This window comes from Haloarcula sp. H-hyl2 (genome assembly GCF_056934385.1).
This window is the reverse complement of record NZ_JBRIIJ010000001.1, coordinates 819,193-842,755: the sequence shown is the minus strand read 5'-3', so window position 1 is coordinate 842,755 and position 23,563 is coordinate 819,193. Positions and strand designations below refer to the sequence as shown.

27 protein-coding genes are annotated in these 23,563 nt (G+C 66.4%); 11 read left to right on the top strand and 16 right to left on the bottom strand.

Going from position 1 to position 23,563, the window contains the following annotated elements; all coding sequences use genetic code 11:
- Positions 1–32: 32 nt before the first annotated feature.
- Both Hhyl2_RS04405 and Hhyl2_RS04400 read right to left on the bottom strand, forming a co-directional pair.
- On the bottom strand, positions 33–719 hold the full coding sequence (locus tag Hhyl2_RS04405; RefSeq protein ID WP_483549519.1) for a DUF2071 domain-containing protein: 687 nt from the start codon (positions 717–719) through the stop codon (positions 33–35).
- Between the two features lie 40 nt (positions 720–759).
- Positions 760–1,440, bottom strand: a complete 681-nt coding sequence (locus Hhyl2_RS04400) for a YqjF family protein (RefSeq protein WP_483549518.1) — start codon at positions 1,438–1,440, stop codon at positions 760–762.
- A gap of 95 nt (positions 1,441–1,535) precedes the next feature.
- Between Hhyl2_RS04400 and Hhyl2_RS04395 the strand changes: the two genes are divergently transcribed.
- Entirely contained in the window at positions 1,536–2,036 is a 501-nt protein-coding gene (locus Hhyl2_RS04395) for a macro domain-containing protein (protein ID WP_483549517.1), read from the top strand.
- Entirely contained in the window at positions 2,033–2,266 is a 234-nt protein-coding gene (locus tag Hhyl2_RS04390) for a DUF8145 family protein (protein ID WP_483549516.1), read from the top strand. Before Hhyl2_RS04395 ends, Hhyl2_RS04390 begins: the two co-directional genes overlap by 4 nt.
- 11 nt (positions 2,267–2,277) lie before the next feature.
- Here the strand turns inward: Hhyl2_RS04390 and Hhyl2_RS04385 are convergent, their stop codons facing one another.
- From Hhyl2_RS04385 to Hhyl2_RS04360, 6 genes are all read right to left on the bottom strand, one after another.
- Positions 2,278–2,556: a hypothetical protein gene (locus tag Hhyl2_RS04385; protein WP_483549515.1), complete on the bottom strand. Its 279-nt coding sequence runs from the start codon at positions 2,554–2,556 to the stop codon at positions 2,278–2,280.
- Positions 2,557–2,654: 98 nt separating this feature from the next.
- Positions 2,655–3,083, bottom strand: a complete 429-nt coding sequence (locus tag Hhyl2_RS04380) for a DUF7522 family protein (RefSeq protein ID WP_483549514.1) — start codon at positions 3,081–3,083, stop codon at positions 2,655–2,657.
- A 102-nt stretch (positions 3,084–3,185) separates the two neighbouring features.
- Positions 3,186–4,163, bottom strand: coding sequence for an aldo/keto reductase (locus tag Hhyl2_RS04375; RefSeq protein WP_483549513.1), 978 nt, complete (start codon positions 4,161–4,163; stop codon positions 3,186–3,188).
- Between the two features lie 31 nt (positions 4,164–4,194).
- Complete coding sequence (locus Hhyl2_RS04370; RefSeq protein WP_483549512.1) at positions 4,195–5,280, bottom strand: ABC transporter permease; 1,086 nt, start codon at positions 5,278–5,280, stop codon at positions 4,195–4,197.
- On the bottom strand, positions 5,273–7,159 hold the full coding sequence (locus tag Hhyl2_RS04365) for a PrsW family intramembrane metalloprotease (RefSeq protein ID WP_483549511.1): 1,887 nt from the start codon (positions 7,157–7,159) through the stop codon (positions 5,273–5,275). Before Hhyl2_RS04365 ends, Hhyl2_RS04370 begins: the two co-directional genes overlap by 8 nt.
- Positions 7,160–8,068, bottom strand: a complete 909-nt coding sequence (locus Hhyl2_RS04360) for an ABC transporter ATP-binding protein (RefSeq protein WP_483549510.1) — start codon at positions 8,066–8,068, stop codon at positions 7,160–7,162. It lies immediately after the preceding gene.
- A gap of 60 nt (positions 8,069–8,128) precedes the next feature.
- On the opposite strand from Hhyl2_RS04360, the gene Hhyl2_RS04355 reads away from it, so the two are divergent.
- A complete protein-coding gene (locus Hhyl2_RS04355) occupies positions 8,129–8,566 on the top strand; it encodes an SRPBCC family protein (protein WP_483549509.1) in 438 nt (145 codons plus the stop codon).
- Between the two features lie 18 nt (positions 8,567–8,584).
- On the opposite strand, the gene Hhyl2_RS04350 is transcribed toward Hhyl2_RS04355, so the two are convergent.
- The 4 genes from Hhyl2_RS04350 to sucC all read right to left on the bottom strand — a co-directional run bounded on the left by Hhyl2_RS04350 (position 8,585) and on the right by sucC (position 12,176).
- Positions 8,585–8,818, bottom strand: a complete 234-nt coding sequence (locus tag Hhyl2_RS04350) for an HVO_2901 family zinc finger protein (protein WP_483549508.1) — start codon at positions 8,816–8,818, stop codon at positions 8,585–8,587.
- A 132-nt stretch (positions 8,819–8,950) separates the two neighbouring features.
- On the bottom strand, positions 8,951–9,922 hold the full coding sequence (locus Hhyl2_RS04345; protein ID WP_483549507.1) for a sensor histidine kinase: 972 nt from the start codon (positions 9,920–9,922) through the stop codon (positions 8,951–8,953).
- A 236-nt stretch (positions 9,923–10,158) separates the two neighbouring features.
- Positions 10,159–11,031: a succinate--CoA ligase subunit alpha gene (gene sucD / locus Hhyl2_RS04340; RefSeq protein ID WP_483549506.1), complete on the bottom strand. Its 873-nt coding sequence runs from the start codon at positions 11,029–11,031 to the stop codon at positions 10,159–10,161.
- Positions 11,028–12,176, bottom strand: coding sequence for an ADP-forming succinate--CoA ligase subunit beta (gene sucC / locus Hhyl2_RS04335; protein WP_483549505.1), 1,149 nt, complete (start codon positions 12,174–12,176; stop codon positions 11,028–11,030). Before sucC ends, sucD begins: the two co-directional genes overlap by 4 nt.
- A 128-nt stretch (positions 12,177–12,304) precedes the next feature.
- Here sucC and Hhyl2_RS04330 point away from each other — a divergent pair, with 128 nt between their 5' ends.
- Entirely contained in the window at positions 12,305–13,561 is a 1,257-nt protein-coding gene (locus Hhyl2_RS04330; RefSeq protein ID WP_483549504.1) for a glycosyltransferase family 87 protein, read from the top strand.
- A 7-nt stretch (positions 13,562–13,568) separates the two neighbouring features.
- On the opposite strand, the gene Hhyl2_RS04325 is transcribed toward Hhyl2_RS04330, so the two are convergent.
- On the bottom strand, positions 13,569–13,847 hold the full coding sequence (locus tag Hhyl2_RS04325; protein ID WP_483549503.1) for a hypothetical protein: 279 nt from the start codon (positions 13,845–13,847) through the stop codon (positions 13,569–13,571).
- A gap of 78 nt (positions 13,848–13,925) precedes the next feature.
- Between Hhyl2_RS04325 and Hhyl2_RS04320 the strand changes: the two genes are divergently transcribed.
- Positions 13,926–14,141: a rubrerythrin-like domain-containing protein gene (locus tag Hhyl2_RS04320; RefSeq protein WP_483549502.1), complete on the top strand. Its 216-nt coding sequence runs from the start codon at positions 13,926–13,928 to the stop codon at positions 14,139–14,141.
- Positions 14,142–14,147: 6 nt separating this feature from the next.
- Entirely contained in the window at positions 14,148–14,264 is a 117-nt protein-coding gene (locus tag Hhyl2_RS04315) for a rubrerythrin-like domain-containing protein (protein WP_483549501.1), read from the top strand.
- Positions 14,265–14,273: 9 nt separating this feature from the next.
- Here Hhyl2_RS04315 and Hhyl2_RS04310 read toward each other — a convergent pair whose 3' ends face one another.
- Both Hhyl2_RS04310 and Hhyl2_RS04305 read right to left on the bottom strand, forming a co-directional pair.
- On the bottom strand, positions 14,274–15,278 hold the full coding sequence (locus Hhyl2_RS04310; RefSeq protein ID WP_483549500.1) for a Gfo/Idh/MocA family protein: 1,005 nt from the start codon (positions 15,276–15,278) through the stop codon (positions 14,274–14,276).
- Positions 15,279–15,331: 53 nt separating this feature from the next.
- Positions 15,332–15,625: a hypothetical protein gene (locus tag Hhyl2_RS04305; protein ID WP_483549499.1), complete on the bottom strand. Its 294-nt coding sequence runs from the start codon at positions 15,623–15,625 to the stop codon at positions 15,332–15,334.
- A gap of 92 nt (positions 15,626–15,717) precedes the next feature.
- Between Hhyl2_RS04305 and Hhyl2_RS04300 the strand changes: the two genes are divergently transcribed.
- Positions 15,718–16,491 (top strand): NAD-dependent protein deacylase, encoded by a 774-nt coding sequence (locus Hhyl2_RS04300; protein ID WP_483549498.1) that lies wholly within the window; start codon positions 15,718–15,720, stop codon positions 16,489–16,491.
- Here Hhyl2_RS04300 and Hhyl2_RS04295 read toward each other — a convergent pair.
- Positions 16,488–16,910, bottom strand: coding sequence for a DUF5793 family protein (locus Hhyl2_RS04295; RefSeq protein ID WP_483549497.1), 423 nt, complete (start codon positions 16,908–16,910; stop codon positions 16,488–16,490). The two genes, Hhyl2_RS04300 and Hhyl2_RS04295, sit on opposite strands and share 4 nt — an antisense overlap.
- 158 nt (positions 16,911–17,068) lie before the next feature.
- Between Hhyl2_RS04295 and Hhyl2_RS04290 the strand changes: the two genes are divergently transcribed.
- The 4 genes from Hhyl2_RS04290 (at position 17,069) to ligA (ending at position 23,528) form a co-directional block, all read left to right on the top strand.
- Entirely contained in the window at positions 17,069–17,569 is a 501-nt protein-coding gene (locus Hhyl2_RS04290) for a TIGR04206 family protein (RefSeq protein ID WP_483549495.1), read from the top strand.
- Between the two features lie 121 nt (positions 17,570–17,690).
- Complete coding sequence (locus tag Hhyl2_RS04285; RefSeq protein ID WP_483549494.1) at positions 17,691–19,313, top strand: type II/IV secretion system ATPase subunit; 1,623 nt, start codon at positions 17,691–17,693, stop codon at positions 19,311–19,313.
- Between the two features lies 1 nt (position 19,314).
- Entirely contained in the window at positions 19,315–21,759 is a 2,445-nt protein-coding gene (locus Hhyl2_RS04280; RefSeq protein ID WP_483549493.1) for a type II secretion system F family protein, read from the top strand.
- 110 nt (positions 21,760–21,869) lie between these two features.
- Entirely contained in the window at positions 21,870–23,528 is a 1,659-nt protein-coding gene (gene ligA / locus Hhyl2_RS04275; RefSeq protein ID WP_483549492.1) for an ATP-dependent DNA ligase LigA, read from the top strand.
- Positions 23,529–23,563: the final 35 nt, after the last annotated feature.

The following is a 23,563-nucleotide window of genomic DNA, read 5'->3' as shown; positions in this document are numbered from 1 at the left end:
ACCACGGGATAATAATTGTAAGCGCCGTCGACTCAGCTCAGCCCCACCGGGACCGGTGGTGCCAGTGCGACGGTGCCACCGGGGCTCGCGTGGACGAGCGGCGAATCGGTCGCCGCCGGGAGACCGAGCCAGGAGAGCAGCTGTTCGGAACAGTCTCCGCGTGCGCCGCGGAGGTGCCAGGGCTGCTGGCCGACGCTGCTGACCAGCGGGACGCCGAGCGCGCCAGCGAGGAAGTACCGCTCGCGGTCCGCGAGGAACCCGGCCAGCGAGTCCGGCGGCGCAGCCGAGGCCCCCGACGTGTCGCTGTCGTACTCGACGGTCAGCAGGTTCCGGCCCGCGACGTCGACCATGACCTGTCGTCGCCCGTCACGGTCGGTACGGGTGACCCTGGCCGACTCGACCGGGAACGAGAACAGCGAGAGCGCGTCCGCAAACGTCCCTGAGGCCGCGAGGACGGCCAGCGGAACTGCGCCACGCTGGTCCGACGGGCCCCGGACAGGCACCTGGACGGTCACGACGTCGGTCGGGCGCGACAGCGAGCGACCGAGCGACCGAAGCGAGTCGACGGTGTACCCCATCGCCGTCACCCAGGCGTCGCCGTCGGCCGTGTCGACGGTCACCCAGTCGGGGACGGCGTCGACGACGGCTGCCCGGTCCAGCGGCCAGTGACAGAACCAGACGTCCGAGAGGACCGCCTCCAGCGGTGTGAGCGAGACCACATCGGGTGTGGGGGCCTGGCGGGTATCAGTCTGCCGCCGGTCAGAGCCGGTGGAGCCGCCCGGCGGTGACGCGGATCCCCTCGCTGAAGTGGACCAGTGGCTCGCCGTCGGGGTCGTCGAACCCGTTGGCGGCGAACAGGTCGTTCCGTCGGATATCGACGGTCCCAGGCTGGAGTGGCCACGGTTCGTGGTCGATGTCGGCGTAGTAGAGCGTCCCGCGGTCGCTGTCGGCGTAGAAGCGGTACCGCTCGACGAGGAACGATTCCAGCGACCCCGGCTCGGGTATCGTGGGCGGTCCGGTGGGCCCATAGGTCGCGTCGAACCGCGCCGGCGGGACCCCATCGTGTGTCCGGTCGCTCCGGAAGCGGACCCGCTCGCCGGTCGCGTCCACCCGCATCCGGGCGCTGTAGTACGGCAACTGGAACAGCGTCCGTGCGATCCGGACGCCGATGGCGTCGTCGGCGTCGAGGTTGTAGAAGTAGACGCCGGGGACGCCGTCGGCCTCGACGTACGTGCGGAGGTTCAACTCGCCGAACGACAGCCCGATCGGGCTCCCTCTGGGGCGAATGTCGGTCATCCGGAACGGGACGACACCCAGGTAGGCCCGGCCGTCGTACGTATCCACCGAGAGGCGATCCGGGAGTGTCGCGGCGACAGTCGACGGACCGACGGGCCAGTGCAGGAACCCCACGTCGCGCCAGTCCATCCGCAACAGGTCCATATCGGAGGGTAGAACTGGAACGGATAGGGCGTTGCGTGTGAGGAAGTCACAGGGGCGCCAGTAGTTCTATGGGCCGGCCCGACCACCGCCCAGATATGGAGTTCGAGGTCATCCAGGGCGACATCGCCCAGCAATCGGCCGACGCACTGGTCAACGCCGCGAACACGAGCCTCCGGATGGGGTCCGGCGTCGCCGGCGCGCTCAAGCGGGCCGCTGGCTCGGGATTGCCCGACGAGGCCGTCGCCAAGGGCCCGGTCGACCTCGGTGGGGTCGCGACCACCGAGGCCTACGACCTCGACGCCGAGTACGTCATCCACGCCGCGGCGATGCCCCCAGGTGGTCAGTCGACAGCCGAGAGTATCCGAGACGCGACCCGGAACGCGCTTGCCGAGGCCGATCAGCTCGGCTGTGAGTCGCTGGTCCTGCCGGCGATCGGCTGTGGCATCGCCGGCTTCGACTTCGAGGCGGGCGTCACGATCATCTGCGAGGTCATCGACGACTTCGAGCCGGCGTCGCTCTCCGACGTCCGACTGATCGCCTACTCGGACGACGACTTCGCGGCCATCCAGCGGATCGCCGACGAGGTGCAGGCGTGAGCGAGCAGGGAGACCGGACGGAACCGGTCGTCTGTCCGGTGTGTGGGGACTCCTTCGCGTCGGCATCGCTCCACGACGAGGGACTGCTGGTCACCCTCGGCGACGACAGCGAGTTCGAACGGGTCTGTGTCGAACCGGTCGCTGCCGACGACGGCACGCCGCTCGTGCGACTGTTCCAGCACCCGACGCGTGACCACGAACCCGGCACCGCCGGCGGGCGTATCCCCTGAACTAATCCGTATCAGCGGGCGAACAGCCGGCCCGCGCGCCACTCCCAGGCGATCTCGAGCGCGCCCCAGAGCGCGATCCAGAACGCGAAAAAGAGGAAGACGACGGCCGTCGAGGAGAGATACTGGAGCTGGTCGGCCATCGAGACAACCGTGGAGTACACCGCGAACGCGACGACGAGCGTCACGCCGAGCCCGACGATGCCAGTCAGCCAGTGCTCGAAGCTACTGGCGGACTTGCAGAGTGGTTCCGAGTGTGTCTTCTCGGACCCGTTCGAGTCGGAGTTGTGCATTGGTACCGTCCACCGTACTAGATATCGACAGCCAACGATAATAAATGTGAGCAATACAACCTATTCCAGAACCGAGTGAATCCGTCCTCGCTCGCCGCTCACGGCGACTCGGTCAGCAGGGACGTGATCGTCACGGCGGCGTCCTCGAAGGCGTCGACGTCCATGTTGTCGGTGGTCAGGATGACGCCGGCGTCACCCTCCAGGATGCGGACGACGAACCCACCACGGTGGAACCGGACGGTGAATTCGTAGGGCCCGATTCCCGAAGGGTCGTCGGGCACCGAGAGTGCCGTCCTGACGGGTGCCTCGGCGAATCCGCCCCGTTCGAACTCCACGAGTCTGGATTTTATCTCCAGGGCACCCTGCCGGGACTCGTAGAGGTCTTTCCGGACGTACAGGATGTCCATCTCAGACGGCGTGAAGTAGATGACGCTCCGCAACGAGTCGCCCAGGCTTGTCCGGGCGGCACTGACGAGGCTGTCGGCGTAGGGCGTCTCGATGTCCGTGTGGAATGGAACGTCGTACATGACCAGTCTACGCGATCAGATGGCTTAATTGTTCCCAGCATGGTCGTATTTTTGCTAGAGAAGTCACGTACTGGTCGAGTTCAGCTGCACTCACTCGATAGCTTAATCGTGGCCCGAGACCCGCACCGGCTCGTACGGTGCCTCCAGCCACTCGATGTCGCTCTCCGAGAGGTCGATCTCCAGTGCCTCGACAGCTTCCTCCAGGTGCTCCAGACTCGACGTGCCGACGATGGGCGCGTCGACGACGTCCTTCGAGAGCACCCAGGCGAGGGCGATCTGGGCCATCGAGGCGTCGTATTCCTCGGCCAGTTCCTGGACGCGCTCGTTGACCGCTCGCCCGCCGCCCTCGAAGTACGGATGTTCGCGGGCGTGGTCGTCGGTCTCGCCCCGCGTCGTCGCCTCGAACTGCTCGTGTGGCCGGGTCAGATAGCCCCGCGCGAGCGGGCTCCAGGGGACGACACCGACTCCCTCGCGGTCACAGAGCGGGAGCATCTCGCGTTCCTCCTCCCGGTAGAGGAGGTTGTAGTGGTTCTGCATCGTCTGGAACCGCTCTAGCCCCGCGCTGTCGCTGACCTGCAGCGAGTGGGCGAACTGGTGGGCCCACATCGACGACGCGCCGGCGTAGCGGGCCTTCCCGCGTCGCACGGCGTCGTCGAGCGTCCGCATGGTCTGCTCGATGGGCGTGTTGTCGTCCCAGCGGTGGATCTGGTAGAGGTCGACGGTGTCCATCCCCAGGCGGTCCAGCGAGTTGTCGAGTTCCTGCTCCAGGGCCTTCCGAGAGAGTCCCCCGGAGTTCGGGTCGTCGTCGTCCATCTGGAAGTACCCCTTCGTGGCGACGACCTGTGCATCGCGGTCGTAATCGTCGAGCACGGTCCCGAGGACGCGTTCGGACTCGCCCGCGGAGTACATGTTGGCGGTGTCGAAGAAGTTGATCCCCAGGTCGATGGCCCGCTCGATGACCTCGCGGCTCTCGTCCTCGTCTAAGACCCACTCACGCCAGTCGGGGGTCCCGAAGCTCATACAGCCCAGACAGATCCGGCTGACCTCCATCCCAGTCGAACCGAGTGTCGTGTACTCCATACCGAACCCCCCGGACGGCGACGACAAAAAGCTACAGCGTCTCCGGTTCGATCCGGGTGACGTAGCGCCGCGTCGCCAGGTAGCCCACGACGGCGAGTGCCACCATCAGGCCGACGTGGCCGTAGGTCAGCAGCGTCGGGCTGTCGACGGCGAGTTTCGCCATCGTCGTCGCCGGATGTTCGGGGAGGACCACCGCACCGCCGAAGATTACCAGTGTCAACACCGAGTACAGCAGCTGTGCGGGGCGGCGCCGCCCCATGGTCACGCCGAGCGCAAGGCCGAGCGCGACCACGAGCACGGAGATAGCCGTCACGAACAGGACGATCGGGAAGAGGTTCCGCACAGCGATGCCGTTCGCCGACAGCAGTCCGACCCACAGTAGCGCCTGGGCCGGTGCGATGGCGGTCATCCCGAGTGCCTTCCCCTCCACGATGTCGAGCAGGGAGACGGGCGCGACCCGCAGCAACTCCAGGGTCCCGCGCTCGATCTCCTCGGTGATGGTGTCGACGGCGACAGAGCCGCTGATGAACGGCGGCAGGAACAGCAACAGCGGGATCAACACCGTGTAGGTGAACCCGAAGTACGGGCTGGCACCGACCGACGGGGGTTGCGGGACCGGGGGCTCGTCGAGGAAGCCCGTCCGTTCCAGGCGTTCCTGGCGCTCCAGCGTATCCAGCATCCGGCGGACCTGGACGACGATGAGCGTCGACCGCAGACTCCCCTCCGGGATGGTCGCCGTCACCGCGACCACCCTGCCGTCACTGTCCTCCCGTTCCTGATACTCGGCCAGCAACAGCGCGTCGATCTCACCCCTGTCGAACTGTTCCTGGGCCTGTTCGGCGTTCGCGAAGGCGACGACCTCCGTGCCGGGATGTTCCTGTGACGCGCCGACGAGTTCGGCCCGTGCCTCGCCGGTCACCCCGACCTCGACCTCGCCGGTCGCGACCGAACCGGGGTCGTACAGCGAGGTGAGCCCGACCACGAGGAACGACGAGAAGCCGGCGACGAACAGCTGGATGAGCAACGCAAGGACGATGGTCTTCTCCCGCGAGAGCGAGGCGACGTCGCGTCGCGCGATGCGGAGCCGTGCGTCGGCCAGGAGCGACCGATCAGACATACGCGCTCACCACCGTGATGGCCGTGAAGTTGTACGCGAAGTGGACGACGATGGCCGTGGAGATGCCGAGGAAGTACCCCCGACGGCCTCGCCGCGCGCCGACCGACGAGAGCGTCGCCGTGACAGTGTGGAGGACGAGTGGCAACAACAGAAGTGCCGCTGCGAGCCACGGCGATACCTCCGCCGGCGCCGTCGTCCCCTGGAGTGCTGCCTGGCCGATCGGCAGCGTCTCCAGATCCGCCAGTCGGGCGATGAGCAGTCCCTTCTCGGCGACGAAGAAACCAACCCCCGACAGCACGCCCAGCCACAGCGCCGACCGGAGGGTCTTCTCGTACTTCGCGTTGGCGTAGCCCGCGTAGATGTGGAGGCTCTTGGCCAGTTCCTCGACGACGGAGACGACGACCAGGATGAGGACGATGCCGAGCGTCTGGTTCGTCCCGAAGACGTTCAGCGACACCGAGTCCAGCACGAAGAGGAACGCGATAGCGACCAGTTCCGCGACGATGACGAGCGGCAGGAGGATGACGGTGATCTTGAACGCGCTCCAGCGGGATTTGATGCGCCCCGAGAGCGTGTCGAGCACCTTCAGCGGGATGGGACGCTGGGTGAACATGTCCTCCTCACGGTAGAGGCCGGCACCGAGACCGAACAACAGGAGTGCGGTCAACAGCGGCGGCGTCGTCGAGAACGCGAACTCCGCGAGTCCGATGGACTGGCCGGTCAGATCCATCACGACCAGCGTCAGCGGCGAGATGAGCGCGATGGGCGTCACATCGGTGAAGATCGCCGGAACGAACGCGTAGGAGGTCAACGAGACCGTGATGGTGACCGTGACGAAGGTCAGTTCCTTGAAGGAGCGCGCGAACATCGCGCCACAGAACGTCGCCGAGAGGAAGAGCAGCGCGACCGGTGCGACTGCCAGCACGGTGATCGGACTGCCCGAGGGCGCGATGCCGGTCAGCCGTAACGCCGCGGTGATGACCGTCGCGACGCCGAGAGCACCTACGAGATACGGGAGTGTCTTCCCGCCGATGATGTCCGCCCGCGAGGCCGGCGTCACGAGCAGCAACTCCCCGCGGCGGTTCAGCCGCTCGGAGAGCATCGAGGAGCCGTAGGCCTGGATGACGAAGTTCATCGGGACGATGTAGAGGAACGCGAGCACGAGCGACTCGAAGGGGAACGGCGGCGCGATATCGCCGGGCGTCCCGCCGTCGACGTCACCCGAGAGCCGCGCGCCGAGACTCCCGAGGTCGGCGCCGCCGCTCCCCGTGGCCCCGTCACCGCTGGCCCCTCCGGAACCGCCGTCACCACCGGCGCTCCCGTCACTCCCACCGTCGCCGCCATCGCCAGCAGTACCGTCACCAGCTGTGCCACCGTCGCCGGCGGCGCCGTCACCGTCGGCTCGCGGGTCGACGATGCTCGGCCCGTCCTGCTGGGCGTACCGCAACGTCACCGTCACCGGGAACGCGGCAGTCCGGTTGTCGTCCCTGCCGAGGACGTCGTCGTTGTACTGCTCGGTGCTCTCGCGGAACTCCGCCAGCGCGGCCCGCTGTTTCGGTGTTCGGGGCGTGTTCTGCAACGACGTCCCCTCGAACAGTAACTCCTGATCCTGGCGAGCGACCGCCGCCGGACTCGGGTCCTGGACGCGGAAGGTCCCGTCCGAGGCTGCCACGTCGTAGTACGGACTGCTCTGTTCGGCGCCGACCCGATAGAGTCCCTGGTCCAGTGCCGCTGCGCCACCGCCACCGACCGCAGTCGCCGCGACCACGCCCATCGCCACGATGGACAGCGCCATGATCGCGATGGTCCGTTTGTCGACGCCGCCGGCGTTCTTCGTCACCTCCCACTTGGCGATCCGAAAGAGCTTCCGCGGGTGCATCTACGCCCCGTCCTCCCCCTCGCCGACGTACCGGGTTCCGGTGGTGCCCGACTCGGCGACGTTGAGGAACACCTCCTCCAGACTGGACTCCTCGGTCCGGATGTCGATGACCTCGCCGCCGCTGTCCTGGGCCAGCGAGCGGGTCTCCTCGACGGCGTCCATGCTGCCGACCTCCCGGCGGAAGTGCCCGTTCTCGCGGGCCGCGTCGGGGACCTCGACGGTCGTGTAGACGTGATAGCGCGTCTCGCCGTACTCCCGCTGGAGTTCGTCGAGGTCGCCGCGAGCGACGATCTGTCCCTCGTTCATGATCGCCACCCGGTCACAGATCGACTCGACGTGAAAGAGGTTGTGCGCGGAGAAGACGATGGTCTTGCCCTCCTCGGCCAGTTGCTCGGTGAACTCGATGACGTAGTTCGTCGTCAGCGGGTCCAGCCCGGAGGCCGGTTCGTCGTAGATGAGGACGTCTGGGTCGTTGATCAGCGAGCGCGCGATGGCGACCTTCCGTTTCATCCCCTTGGACATATCGCCGAGTTTCCGGTCGCGGTGTTCCAGATCGAGTTCGTCGAGCGTCTCCTGCATCCGCTCGTCGGCGACCTCCGTGGGCACGTCGTACAGGTCCGCGAAGAACCGGAGGTAGGAGGTCGGCGTCATCTCCTCGTACAGCGGTGACTCCTCCGGGAGAAATCCCAGTCGCTGACGCATCTCGGTCGTCTCGGTGTCCAGACCGGCTATCTCGGCTTCACCGCCCGTCGGGTCGAGCAACCCGGCCAGCATCTTCAGCGTCGTCGTCTTCCCGGCGCCGTTGGGGCCGATGATACCGAATACCTCGCCCTGCTCGACGGAGAACGTACTGCCCTCGACAGCGACGAAATCGCCGTACTCCTTCCGGAGCGTCCGGGCCTCTATCATTCGGCCGGGGATAGTGACCGGACCAACCTATACCTTGGCTCCGTTCTATCTTGTCTGATAATGTGGGCACCATACGACGCGACAGCCGACATCGAACAGACCGCCGACGGCCGCCGGATCGTCGTTCGCCACGATGTGGACGCGCCAGCAGACGTGGTCTGGGACGTCCTCGTCGACACCGACCTGTGGCCGGAGTGGGGACCATCCGTCAGTGCGGTCGACTGCGAGCGCCGCTATATCGAGGCCGGGACCACCGGGCGCGTGCGCATCGCCGACGCCGTCTGGCTCCCCTTCGAGGTGACCAGTTGCGAGAGCTACCGCTGGACGTGGGACGTCGCAAAAATAGCGGCGACCGGCCACCGGGTCGAGCCAGGCCCGGACGGCACGGTCGTCGCGTTCGAGATACCCCCACTCGCAGCCGGCTACGTGCCGGTGTGTGCGCGCGCGGCCGCTCGAATCGCGGAGTTGGCTGCCGAGCGTGAACGACGGACCGAGTAGTCTCTGACGGAGTAGTATTTAGTTCGTGATTCGCGCGTCAGATACGTTGTGGATGTCCTCGCCGATGCCGCTGCCGTCACAGTCGTCGTTGGGGCATCGATAGTGCCACCCGTCCTCCGTGGCTGCTCGCTCCGAGAACCGGTCGCCACACTCGTCACAGTACAGCTGGCCGTCCGAACAGACGTCGAGGTGGAGTTCGAGTTCGAGTTCTGTACTGAACGTCTGCTTGCAGTTCCGGCACGTATGGGGCATAGTCGACAGTACCTATGCCTCTGTAATAACTACACCGGAATGTTCACGCCACTTGTTTTCACACGGTGAAAACGTCCGATTTTATCGGCGACAGCTTGCCGTCTGTCAACTCTGTCCGTCGGTTCGGTCGCCTTACCGCGTGCGGACGTCGATCCGGGCGCCGCCGGCGTCGCTCGCGTCGGCGCTGACCCGCCAGCCGTGTGCGTCGGCGATCCGTTTGACGACGTAGAGGCCGTACCCCTCGCGATACCGGTCGTCGCCGTAGCCCTGTTCGAAGACGCGGTCGCGTTCGTCTGCAGGAATCCCTGGCCCGTCGTCCGCAACGTAGAAACCGGTGTCAGTTTCGCCGACTTCGACGGCGACATCCTCACCGCCGTGGACGATGGCGTTGTCGAAGAGCCGTTCGAACAGTTCGCGCAGCCGGTCGCGGTCGGCCGGAATCTCGCCGGAGTCCGCGACGGTGAGGGTGGCCTCCGGGACGTTCATGTTCCCCCAGACGTCCGTCGCGACGTCCTCGATGGCGACCGGACCGGGGTCGACGACCGGTCGCGCGAGCTTTCCGACCGTCGAGAGGTCGTCGAGCAGCCCCCCGACGCGTTTGAGCGAGCGGTCGATGGCGTCCTCGTGGGTCGCCTCGATCTCCAGCAGTTCCAGTCGTCCGGTGACCACGTTCAGTGGATTCTTGGCGTCGTGTGAGAGGCCGCTACCGAACTCCGCGTACTCGGCGGCCTGTGCGTACGGGTCCAGCATCGGCCGTCCGACGTACCCCCTGAGCCGAGCGACGAGCGACCCCGCGTCGGTCCACCGCACGTAGTCGGTGACACCGGCCGACAGCGCCGCCTCGATGCGCTCGGGCGTCGGGTCGACGCCCACGAGTAGTACGGGAAGCGACGACACTCCTCTGGCGGCGAGGAACACGTCGATAGCGTCGCTATCGGGTAGCCCGTCGGCGATAACGACGGCGTCGGCGTCGCCCCCGCCGAGCCGATCCGGTAGCTGATCGGCCTCGATCCGCTCGGCAGCGACGCCGTTGGCGTCTTCCAGCGCAGTGATCACTCTCCCCCCGTCCTCGTCGACGACAACGGACTCCACCCACTCGACCATTGCCCCGTGATACGAAAACCGGGAATAAGAAACCGTCGGCAGTATCGGTCCGTCCGCGAAGGGCGGGCGGTCCGCCTACAGCAGGTCCTCGACGTGGTCCGCGACCTCCTCGGGCGTGTCGCCGACCGGTACACCGATAGACTCGCTCCGCTCGTCTATCGAGCCTCGCCTCACTCCGTTCGGCGAGACCCCGTTGTTCTCCAGGGCGACGATCCCAGACCGGTCGGTACGGGCCCTTACAGCAGGTCCTCGACGTGGTCCGCGACCTCCTCGGGCGTGTCGCCGACCGGTACCCCGTTGTTCTCCAGGGCGTTGATCTTCGACTCGGCGGTCCCGGTGCCGCTCCCGGAGACGATGGCGCCGGCGTGGCCCATCCGCTTGCCCGGCGGCGCGGTACGGCCCGCGATGAAGCCGGCGACCGGCGTGTCCATGTGCTCGCCGATGAAGCGCGCGGCCTCCTCCTCGTCCTCGCCACCGATCTCACCGCACATCACGACGGCGTGGGTGTCGGGATCGGCCTCGAACAGTTCCAGCGCGTCGACGAAGTCCGTCCCGATGATCGGGTCCCCGCCGATACCGATGGCGGTCGTCTGGCCGATCCCGCGCTGGGTCAGGTTGTCGACGACCTGGTAGGTCAGCGTCCCCGAGCGCGAGACCAGGCCGACGTTGCCCGACGAGAAGATGTTGCCCGGCAGGATGCCGAGTTTGGCGACGCCCGGCGTGATGACGCCCGGACAGTTCGGGCCGACGAGATGCGTGTCGGTCTCCTGGAGTCGTCGGTAGACCTTACTCATGTCCTGGGTCGGGATACCCTCGGTGATCGCGACGACCAGATCGAGGTCGTCGACGTCCAGGGCCTCGAAACAGGCGTCCGCGGCGAACGCCGGCGGGACGAACACGACTGAGGCATTGGCGTCCTCCTCGCGGGCGGCCTGTTTGACCGTGTCGTAGACCGGGACGCCGGCGACCTCCTGGCCGCCCTTGCCCGGTACCGCGCCGGCGACGACGTTGGTCCCGTACTCCAGCATCTGCTCGGTGTGGAACTTGCCCTCACCGCCGGTGATACCCTGCACGACAACGCGCGTATCCTCGTCTACAAGAACACTCATGCTTCCACCTCCTTCGCGTACTCGACTGCACGCTGGACGGCGTCCTCCAGCGTGTGTTCGACCGTGACGAGGTCCTCGTTGAGGATCTCCATCCCCTCCTCGGCGTTGGTCCCAGCGAGCCGGACCGTCACCGGCTTGGGAATCTCGTCGAACTGTTCCAGTGCCTGGTTGATCCCCTGGGCGACCTCGTCACCGCGGGTGATGCCGCCGAAGATGTTGAACACGACCGAGTCGACGTTGTCGTCCGAGAAGACCATATCGAGCGCGTTGGCGATGCGCTGGGCCTTCGCGCCGCCACCGACGTCGAGGAAGTTGGCGGGCTCGCCGCCGTAGTAGTCGACGAGGTCCAGCGTCGTCATGACGAGACCGGCACCGTTGCCGATGATACCGACGTTACCCGAGAGCCGGACGTAGTCGAAGCCGTACTCGTCGGCCTTCTGTTCGAGTTCGTCGCCCTCTGCGGCTTCCTCGCGCATCTCGGCGAGTTCGGGCTGGCGGAACAGCGCGTCGTCGTCGATGTTCATGACGGCGTCGGCCGCGATGACCTCGTCGTCGCTCGTGATCATCAGCGGGTTGACCTCGACGTCGCTGCCGTCGCGGTCGTCCCAGAGCTGATAGAGCGTCCGCAGGACAGAGGCGACGTCGTTGGCCACGTCGCGGTCGACGCCGGCCTCGTAGACGACCTTCCGGGCCTGGAAGGGGTGCATCCCGAACGCCGGGTCGATGTGCTCGCGGGCGATGGCGTCGGGGTCTTCCTCGGCGACCTCCTCGATGTTGACGCCGCCCTTCGTCGAGACCATCGCGACGGGTTTGCCCGCGCCGCGGTCCATGGTCACGCCGACGTACAGTTCGTTGACGAAGTCGACAGCTTCCTCGACCAGCACCGTCGAGACGTGATAGCCCTTGAGGTCCATCCCGATGATGTCCTCGGCGGCCTCGCGGGCCTCCTCCTTGTTCTCGACGAGCTTGATGCCGCCGGCCTTCCCGCGGCCTCCGACGTGTACCTGTGCTTTGATCGCGACCGGATAGCCGATCTCTTCGGCCGCGTCGACGGCCTCGTCCACCGTTTCGGCCAACTGCGAAGCGGGTGTGGGGACTCCCGCGTCGGCGAAGACTTGCTTCGCCTGGTATTCGTGCAAGCGCATGTCATACGGAGAGGCGAGCGGTGGCCGTTTAAATCCGTCTTTCTCCATCGCCGTTCGCCGGTGACGGGCCGTCAGGTGGTGTCAGAAGACATTTACATCCCGACCGTGACGGGTGGATTACCGAACGCATGTCCACCGCCGCCCGACTCTGGTCCCTCCGTCGGCGTCGTCCCGTCTTCGTCGGCGTGGTCGTGCTGACTACGCTCTCCCTGCTCGCGTGGCCGCTCGTCGACTGGTGGCTCCGCTCCATCGAGGTCGCTCCCCAGTTCGTCTACTGGGATTTCGGCGCGTTCAGCGGCGCCGTCGACCGCTGGGAGGCCGGTAAACCGCTCTACGTCACGAACGAGGATGGCGGCTACCACGGGTCGTACCTCTACCCGCCGCTGGTCGTCCTCCTCTTTGCCCCGTTCGATCAGTTGGCCAGCGAGGCACCGGAGGCCTGGAACCTCATTACTGTCGGGTTCCTCTGGCTCTCGCTGCAGGCACTCGTCGCCGCGCTGGGCTACCGACTCCGCTGGTGGGAGAGCAGCCTCCTGCTCGTGCTGACCGCGAGCTTCCAGCCGCTGATCATCTCGCTGAAACTCGCCCAGATGGCGCCGTTCATGGCCGGCCTGCTCACGCTCTCGGCGGCGGCGATGGTCCGCTCGGACAGCGACCTGAGCCAGCGGACAAGCGGTGCACTGACCGGCGTCGTCGGCCTCGTGAAGTTCGCCTACGCGCCCGTCGGGGCCCACCTCATACGGAGTCGACGGCGGTTCCTGGGTGCCGTCGTCGCCGGTCTGGCGTTCGTCTGTGGGTCGGTCCTGCTGGTCGGTGTCGACGCCCACGAGACCTACATCGAAGTGCTCGCGTGGGGCGTCAGCCAGGGCAGCGGCAGTCGGCCGCCGACGCTGTGGCTGCCGCCGTACTATCGGCCCATCCACTGGATCCCAGCCGCACAGGTGCTGCGCGTCGTCGGGAGCCTCGCCATCATCGCCTGTGCTGGCCTGACCGACTGGGGATCAGACCGGACGCTGTTTGCACTGGGTGTGAGCGCGTTCACGCTGCTGACTCCGCTTCCCTACACCTACTACTTCGTCGCGCTGTTGCCCGCCGTCGTCCTGTTGCTCGTCGAGGAACTCGACCACGAGGGCTATCCGGCAGTTCCGGTGCTGGGGCTGCTCTGTCTGCATCTCCACGCCTACGGGACGAACTTCCTCGTGAACCACCTCCCGTCGATGGTGCCACAGATGCAGTTCCTGGCCCCCTACCCGATTCTTCAGCCGGGGCTCTGGGGCAATCTGTTGCTCGTCGGGACGGCCACGTTGCAGGTCGTTCGTGACGCCGACATCGGATCGCTCCTCGACACCGTTACCGAGGACGCAGACCCGACCTCGACCGACTGAGGACGTGTCAGGCAGAGCCAGGACGCTCGGTAGGGTCGCTGGCCCGGACCCGCTGGACGACCGTGCCGACCACGAAGACGGACTGATGCAGCACCGCGCCGAGCGCGACGGCGCCCAGGACACTCGCGGCGACGAGCCACACCGGCGCCCCCTCGAACAGCAGGACTGCGAGGACTAGCACGCCCGCGAGTGCGCCGTTCCGGAGCGCACACCGCAGCTCGGTCCTGAGAAGCGTGGGGATGCTCGTCTCGACGACGTCCTCGTCGACGAGTCGGTCGTAGCACATGGGAAGGGCTGCGGACTGTATCCCCATAAATCGGTAGCCCGGTGTCGACAGACGAGAACTCGACGAACGGTCGCTAGAATGATACTACGTAGTTTAGATAATATTACGAATTCTAGGATAACACTCTCAAATACTTCCCCCATACAGACAGATATGCGACCGAACGAATTGGAATATCCGGCAGAGCTGTACGAATGTCACAGTTGCGGGTCTCGGGCGAAGGCACCGGACGGGCGCGTCTGTGGCGAGTGTGGTGGGCCGCTCCAGAACCTCAGTCGGGGTCGTGACCTCTGAACGGAGATGATCGAGTACGAGTGCCAGGACTGCCACGAACGCGTCAGCGGGAGTCCACTCCGACACACGTGTCCCGACTGCGGTGGGTCACTCGTCTCGAATCCCGACGACGCCAGCGGCTGAAGAGCGAGCCTACGACCGGGCCTCCTCGATCAGGTCCGCCGCGTCGACCGTCGTTCCCGAGGCCGCGGCTTCTAGCGCCGCCTCGGTCAAGGCGGTCACCTGCACGCCGTGGGACCCTGGGACTGCACACTCGTGGTCTCCCTCGACTGCGTCGAGGAAGGCGGCCAGTTTCCGCCGGTTCTGTTCCTCCCATCCCAGCGTCTGCAGGTCGGCGGTGTAACGCCGACCGTTCTCGACGACGCTGAGGTCGGTCCCGTCGAACGCGACCTGCCCCTCGGTCCCCCAGATGCGCAGCGATTCCTCGAACTCGTCGCCGTCACCGACGACAGCGATACTCGCCGTCACTGGGCGCTCGCCCCGCAGTGTCGCCGCGACGGCACTGTTGACGTCCACGTCGTGGCCCTGCCTGTCGACCACCGCAGCGACCGGCCCGGGAGTGGTGTCGGTCGTCCAGAGCAGTGCATCGAGGAGGTGGGAGCCGCTGTCGACGAGTTGGCCCCCGCCCGAGAGTGTCGGATCGCTCCGCCAGACGCCCGCCTGGTTGTCGATCCAGTCCTGCGCGAGGTAGCAACTGGCTGCCTGCACCTCGCCGATGCGGCCCGCACCGACGAGTCGCCGGAGCTCCCGGTAGACGGGTGTGAAATGGCGTTGATACCCCACCTGGAGGACGCGGTCGGCGGCCGCCGCCCGCTCGACGAGGTCGATACCGTCCGCGACGGTCGTCGTCAGCGGTTTCTCGACGTGGACGTGCAGGCCCGCGTCCAGACACGCGGCGGCCTGCTCGTGGTGGAGCGCGTGGGGTGTGACGATGGTTACCGCGTCCAGATCGTGTGCCGCGAGCATCTCACCGTACTCCTCGTACGCCGGCGCATCGAAGGCCGTCTCGAAGCCGTTCCTGGCGTTCCGGGAGACATCGGCCCCGGCGACGATCTCCGCGCCCTCCTCCTGGCACAATCGGACGGTCAGTCGACCGAGGCCAGCACCGACACCGATCGCTCCGAGACGGATAGACATCGAGTCGTGTGGTTAGGTGCCACGAGACAAGGATGTTTCGGCGGGCCCCACAGTCAGAACAGTGACTGGAGACGGTCGAACAGCGTCGAGGAACTGGTGTACGGCGACGGCCGTGTGACGACCTGGCCGGGCATCTTCAACAGCGGGTCTCGCTGTCCGTCGCTGGCCTCGTACTCGGTGACCACCGCCACCAGATTTCCGACGGCCTCCTGCTCGACCGCACCGATCCCCGAACACTCCGTCACCGGGTCCTCGGCGACCCAGAGCCTGTCGGCGTCGATGCGGCCCGGCGGGCGTCGGTGATCCACGATCGCCCGGTCGGCGATCTCGTCCGGCGTCGAGTCCATACTGCCACTACGGGCGAGAGGGTAATAGGCGAACCGGCGGTGGCGTCCCCCGAGGCGCAACACACACCAGCGGCCGGTACCTGCGTGCAGGTATGACTGGGAATCCGAGCGAGCACATCGACGAGGAATCGCTCGACGTGATCGCGGACGCGCTCCGGCAGGCCGACTCGGCCATCGCGCTCACCGGCGCCGGCGTCTCGACGGCATCGGGTATCCCGTCGTTCCGGGGCGAGGACGGTATCTGGGACCGGTTCGACCCGATGGACTTCCACCGCCGCCGGTTCGACGCCGACCCAGCGGGCTTCTGGACGGATCGGGTCGCCTTACAGGCGGCTATCTTCGGCGACCTCGACCCGGAACCGAACGCCGCCCACCACGCGCTGGTCGACCTGGAGCGACGCGGGGCCCTCGACGCCGTCCTGACACAGAACATCGACGGCCTCCACGGCGACGCCGGCTCCGAGCGGGTCCTCGAACTCCACGGGACGAACCGTCGCGTCGTCTGTGACGACTGCGGCGAGACCGTTTCCGCGGCACCCGTCTTCGAGCGCGCCGGCAACGGCGAGGTACCACCCCGGTGTGACTGTGGCGGCGTCTACAAACCTGCGGTCGTCCTCTTCGGCGAATCGCTCCCGGACGAGACGCTGGCGGCGGCACAGGACCTCGCCCGGACCTGTGACGTCATGCTCGCGGTCGGGTCGTCGCTATCGGTGCGGCCGGCGTCACTGCTCCCGAAACTCGCCGTCGACGCGGGGGCCACGCTGGTCGTGATAAATCTGGCGTCGACGTCACGGGACGGTGACGCCGACGTCGTCGTCCGTGGCGACGTGACGACGGTACTGCCGGCGGTTCGGGATCGACTCTAGAGTTCGACGCCGCCGGGGATCAGACTCCGCTGGCGGAGCAGACTCCCGTCGTGGTCGTAGACCAGCAGCGTCTGTTTCTCGTAGACGAGTGACTTGCCGGTGCTGTCTGTCAGTCTGACCTCGTAGCGCCCGTCGTCGCGGTCCTCGGCGGCCGCGACCAGGGCGTCGACCTGTTCGATGTCGACGTTCGCTTCGAGCAGATACTCGCCCGTCAGTCGGTTCGTCAACGACAGGACGCCGGTCGGCGCGTCGGGCTGGCGGCGGAACGTCACGTCGACCTCACTGGCGTCGAGTACGTCGTCGGTTGCTGTGAGGCGCTCCTGTAGCTCGCCGTCCGGGCCGTCGTAGTCGATACGCACCGTCGGAGTACCGTCGGTCGCCTGGGCTCGGATCTCGACGGTGAAGTAGTCGCGCCTCATCTCGGTACGCCACTCTTTGGCGCGTGGTACTAAGAACGTAACGGCGTCGGTGGTCGGCGACCCACCGACAGCCGTGGGGTCGCTCACTGGGCTGGATGGTGGTATCACCGGCGACCGGTAACTTTTCCAGTACCGGCGTCGCCTCTGGTGACAGACAGATGGTGTGGGTCAAATCAGAGTACGCTGGCGAACTCGCCGTCCTGGCGACGTGGCTCGTCGGGCTGGCACCCTGGTCCGTTTCGACGTTCTCGATATCGGGGCTGAGAGTTGCTGCGCTCCGCTTTCTCCCGTTCAGGCTCCAGTACATCTTCGGGGGCGCCGTCCCGAACGAGCGACCGTTCATCTGGAGCTGGGAGGTCGCGAACTTCCAGCAATCGGCCGAACTGACACTCGCAGGCCGACTCGGGTTCGCCGCGTTCGTGGTCTACCTGCTGCCGTTCTTCCTCAGCCTGTTCTACTACTTCGAGGAGGAGCGAGTCGCCGCGTCGCTCCCCATCGATCCCGTTCGGCTGTTCGCGGGGCTGCTGGGACTGGTCGGTGTCCTCTCACTCGCAGCGTCGGTGCTGTTCGTCCAGTTCTTCCCCGGGTTCACGGTCCCGCTGGGGTCGCTGCTCGCGCTCGTGTTCGCCTACCTGCTGGCGACCGTCGAGCGGACCTGACGGGCAGTCCATGAGGGAGAGGCCACCAGCGTTCTCAGCGATTATTACTGGCGGAGCGAATTTAAGTAGATGGCCACGAAACGACGCATAAGCTTCGGCATCGACCGCCGGTACTCTCTCCATGTCTAACCCCGAGACACCCGATGCAGGCGACGACGTCCGGAACCCACTCGGTCGGATTCGGGCCTGGCTCTCCCAGACCGCGACGTTGCTGGGCGGGGGCGCGATTCCCGAGTCCCACTACGACCCGAGTCGCCACCGGAACCTCGTCAGCTTCGACGGTCTGGACGGCTACGAGGAGATCGACCGTTACTGGCTCAACGCCCCGTTCGCGTTCGTCTCGATCAACCGCGACCGACAGCGCGACGAGCACCGGTACCACGTCGTCGAGCCACAGCTCGATTCCTTCGAATCGGAGTTGCTGGATCGCCTCTTCGAGGACATCCGTGGCCCGCTCATCTACCGCGACGCCGTCGACAGCGACCCGGAAGCAGCACTCCACGAGGAGTTGCGGGCTCGTCTGGAGGAGTACGGCGTCGTCGTCGAGCCCGAGATGTACTACCGGCTGTTCTACTACCTCTACCGGTCGTTCCAGGGGTACGGCCACATCGACCCGCTGATGCACGACCCCTACATCGAGGACATCTCCTGTGACGGGGCGAACCTGCCGATCTTCGCGTACCACGACGAGTACACCGACATCGAGACGAACATCGTCTTCCAGGAGGAGGAGCTGAACAACTTCGTCATCCAGCTCGCACAGCGGTCCGGTCGGCACGTCTCCATCGCGGACCCGGTGGTCTCGACGACACTCCCGGACGGCTCGCGTATCGAACTGGCGCTCGGCGAGGAGGTCACGCCGCGCGGATCGGCCTTCACGATCCGGAAGTACGCCGACGAGCCGTTCACGCCGATCGACCTGCTGGAGTACGGCACCTTCTCGCTGGAGATGCTGGCGTACCTCTGGCTGGCCATCGAGTCCAACCGCTCGCTCATCTTCGCCGGGGGGACCGCAGCCGGGAAGACGACTTCGATGAACGCCGTCTCGATGTTCATCCCGCCGCGGTCGAAGGTCCTGACCATCGAGGACACCCGTGAGCTGTCGCTGTACCACGACAACTGGCTCTCCTCGGTGACCCGCGAACGACTGGACGACTCCGACATCACGATGTACGACCTGCTGCGGTCCGCACTGCGCCACCGGCCGGAGTACATCATCGTCGGCGAGGTCCGTGGTGACGAGGCGATCACGCTGTTCCAGGCGATGAACACCGGCCACACGACGTTCTCGACGATGCACGCCGACTCGGTCCAGACGGTCATCAACCGCCTGGAGAACGAACCGATCAACGTCCCGCGGCCGATGGTCCAGAGCCTCGACATCCTCTGTGTCCAGGTGCTGACCCGCTCCGGGGACGAGCGGGTCCGCCGTGCCAAGACGCTGGCGGAGATCGAGGGGATCGACCAGCGGACCGGGGAACTGGACTACTCGAACACGTACTCCTGGCAGGCCGTCGAGGACCGGTTCAACGAGAACAACAGCGAACTCATGGACGAGATCCGCGAGGAACGCGGGTGGAGTCAGTCACAACTGCTTCGCGAGCTGAACAACCGACAGAAGTTCCTCCAGTACCTCTGGGACGAGAACATCCGCGACTACCGCCGGTTCACCGCCATGGTGAACAAGTACTACGCCGACTCGGCGGAGGTCATGGAGAACATCGAAGCGAACGTGACAGTCTGATATGGCACTGAACCCGCTCGGCCTGGCACCGCTTGCCGGTCTCGTGGTGATCGTCGGGTTCGTCCTGTTGGGCTCGGTCAGCGAGTCGTTCGACCGGCGGCTGACGCGGTACTCGCGGCGGGTCTTCGGTCGCTACGTCTCCGAATCCCCGGAGCGCCAGCGCCAGCTCGAAGCGGCCTTCATCGGGGAGAGCTACCGGAGTTACGCCTCGCGGACGCTCTTTTTTACCGGACTGAGCGCGATCGGCGGCGCCCTGGCCGGTGCGTACGTCTTCGGTGGCCTGTTGCTGGCAGTGCCGAGTATCGTCGACCTCCTGATGGGGCTGCCTCCGACGATGGTGAACGCGCTCGGGATCCGCGGGTTCGAACTCGTCTTGCAGCCACAGGAGACACTGGTGGTTCTGATCGCAGGTGGTGTCCTCTCGGGCACCGTCACCGCCGTCGTGACCTACACGATGCGCTGGGAACTCCCGAAGAGCGACGCCGAGGTCCGCCAGCGCAGCATCGACGAAGGGATGGCACGGACCATCGCGTTCATGTACGCACTCTCGCGGGGCGGGATGGCGTTCCCGGAGGTGATGCGCGTACTCGCTCAAAACGAAGAGATCTACGGCGAGGCGGCACGGGAGGTCGGCGTTGCGGTCCGGCAGATGGATCTGTTCGGCCGCGACATGATCACGTCGCTCAGTCACGTCTCCCACCGGACCCCAAGCGAGACGTTCAAGACGTTCTCCGAGAACCTCTCGAGTGTCCTCCAGAGCGGCCAATCGCTGTCGTCGTTCCTCCACGAGCAACACCAGCGCCACCACGAGGAGGCCGCAGAACGACAGGCCGAACTGCTGGAACGGCTCGCGACTATCGCGGAGGCCTACGTGACCCTCTTCGTCGCGGCCGTCCTGTTCCTCATCACGATCCTGCTCGTGTTCGGGCTGACGACGACGGATACGCTGTGGATCCTCCAGTTGCTCGCGTACCTGGTCATCCCACTGGCCAACGCCGGGTTCATGGTCTATCTGGCACAGAAGCTCGAAGCTCTCGGTATCGGCGACAGCGGGACCACGAGTGTGCTCGACCGGTACGAGACTGCGACCTTCGGCAAGCCCTCGCAGACTCCCTCGCTGTCCAAGCTGACAGACGGCGGCGTCAGCCAGACCGCACAGGAGAACCTGGCACGGCTCCAGACCTACGACCGGTTCAAAGCGGTCACGCGGACGCTCCAGTCGCCGATCGAATCGCTGCTCTGGAACCCGACGCGCATCCTCTACGCCGCCGTACCGGTCGCACTGCTCCTGTTCGCGCTCCGCGCACCGGAGGCGTTCCAGACGACGCAGGTCAACATCCGGTTGCTCGACGACCTGGTCATCCAGTCGCTCCTGCTCGTGCTCGGCTCGTTCGCAATCGTCCGGTACAGTTACACGCGGCGGATCCACCGCATCGAGGCGGCGACGCCGGAACTGCTCGAACGGCTCGCGAGCCTCAACGAGGCCGGGATGACCATCGTCGAGAGTCTCCGGCGGCTCCGCGGGAGCGATATCGGCGTCCTCACTCCGGAGATAGACCGTATCTGGGCCGATATCTCGATGGGGGCCAACGTCGACGACGCGCTGGTCCGGTTCGGCCGACGGATCCGGACGACGGCGATCACCCGCGTGGTGACGCTGCTGACCAACGCGATGCACTCCTCCGGGCAACTCGGGCCGGTCCTCCGCATCGCATCGAACCAGGCCCGTGCGGACACGAAGCTCCGGAAACGACGGCGGGAGCAGATGCTCACCTACCTCGTGGTCATCTACATCTCGTTCCTGGTGTTCCTGGTCATCATCGTCGCGGTCCAGGAGGTCCTCGTGCCGGCGCTCCCCTCGAACATCGCGACGCCGGATTCGAACCGCCTCGGGGTCAACGCCGAGCAGTTCGCGCGGTTCGGGCGGGTCGACAAGGCCGCCTACACGCTCGTGTTCTTCCACACTGCGATCATCCAGGCTATCCTGACGGGGTTCATCGGCGGCCAGCTCGGTGAGGGGACGCTGAAGGACGGGGCGAAACACGCTGCCATCCTGCTGGGAGTCGCCTACGTCGCGTTCCTCCTGCTCACCTCCCCGGTCGCCTCGCTGACCGTCGACCAGCCCACTGCCACCGGCGGCGAACTGACCGTCGACTCGGTGTCGCTCTCCTCGGGCGGGTTCGTGGTGGTCCACGCCTACGAGGCCGACGGGAAGGTGATCGGTACCTCACAGTACCTCGAAGCGGGGACCCACAAGGACGTCGCCATCCAGTTGACCAGCACACCGGATCCGAACAGAGATGTCGTCCTGGTTCCGCATCTAGATACCAACGGGAACGAACGTCTGGATTATCGGTTCTCGGGACCGCCCGGCGACACCGACCGACGCTACCCCGCGGCGGGCCAGAGCGAGTTCGTCTCGGTGACCGTCCAGTTGCGAGCGTGACGCTGGGTTTTACTACCGGCTATACGCACGTGGCGATGGCCGGGGTGGCACAATCCGTCACGAAGGGATAGCCGGCAGTATTAGGACCACGCGTCCGATAGCCAGCACTGATGGAGTTCGCAACCTTCGCCGAGCGCGCTGCCGCCATCGAGGCGGAGTCCGCCGACACCGACATCGTCGCGGCCGTCACCGACCTCTTCGAGGTTGCCGGCGACGACCTGGCGACCGTCGCACGGTTCGTCCAGGGGCGTGTCTTCCCGGCCCACGACTCGCGGACGCTGGATATCGGCCCACGGCTCTGCTACGAGGCCATCGCTCGCGCCGCAGGTCAGAACGTCGACGCCGACGATGTCGAGGCCCGCCTCGCAGAGCGGGGTGAGATCGGGACCGTCGCGGCCAGTTACGACTTCGGCGGCCAGCAGGGCCTCGCAGCATTCGGTGCGGACACCACGGACAGCCTGACCGTCGCCGAGGTTGCCGACCGGCTCACGGCGCTCGCGGCGGCCGACGGAGACGGCAGCCAGTCGACGAAGGTCGAAACACTGTTCGGGCTGTTCAACCGCTGCGATAGCGGGGAAGCGCGGTATCTAGCACGGCTCGTCCTCGAAGAGATGCGCATCGGCGTCGGCGAAGGGACTGTCAGAGACGCGATTGCGTCGGCCTTCGCAGTCCCGGTCGAGACCGTCGAGCGGGCGCTCCAGGTCTCGAACGACTGTGGTGAGGTGGCGACGGTCGCACGCGAACACGGCGAGACGGGGCTGGCCGACATCACGCTAGCGGTCGGCCGACCGGTTCAGGCGATGCTCGCGCAGGCCGGCACCGTCACGGGAGCGCTGGACGACTGGGAACGGGCCGCCGTCGAGTGGAAGTACGACGGCGCCAGAGTCCAGGTCCACTACGACGGCGACGAGGTGTGGCTGTTCTCCCGGAACATGGAGGACGTCACCGACCCGCTCCCGGAGGTCGTCGAGACGGTCGAGCAGACGCTCGACGTGCCTGCCATCCTCGACGGCGAGGTCGTCGCGGTCGACGACGACGGCGACCCGCTCCCCTTCCAGGAGGTGCTCAAGCGCTTCCGGCGGAAACACGACGTCGCACAGGCCCGTGAGGACGTCGCGGTCCGCCTGCACGCCTTCGACTGCCTGCACGTCGACGGTGAGGACCTGCTCGACGCGCCGCTGGCACAGCGCCACGACCGGTTAGCGGACCTCTTCCCCGCCGAGAGCGACGTCGTCTCCGCGACCTGGACCAGCGACGACGCCGGCCGCATCGCCGACATCGAGGGCGAGGCACTCGCGGCCGGCCACGAGGGGATCATGCTCAAGGACCCCGAATCGACGTACTCGCCCGGCAAACGGGGCAAACACTGGCGTAAGCGAAAGCCCGACGTCGAGACCCTGGACTGCGTGGTCGTCGGTGCCGAGTGGGGCGAAGGGCGGCGGGCCAACGTCCTCGGAACCTTCGAACTGGGTGTCCGGACCGACGAGGGGTACGCGACCGTCGGGAACGTCGCGACCGGGCTCACCGACGCCGAACTCGACGCGGTAACCGAGCGGCTGGAACCGCAGATCACCGCCGAGGACGGCCAGTCGGTCACGCTGGACCCGAGCGTCGTCTTCGAGGTGGGCTACGAGGAGATCCAGTCCTCGACGACCTACGGCTCGGGCTACGCTCTGCGCTTTCCGCGCTTTCTGGCTGTCCGGGAGGACAAGACACCCGACGACGCCGACTCGCTCACACGGGTCGAGCGACTCGCCCAGTCACAGTAGCGACCGGACCGACACGCGTATGCCGCCCGTGGCGG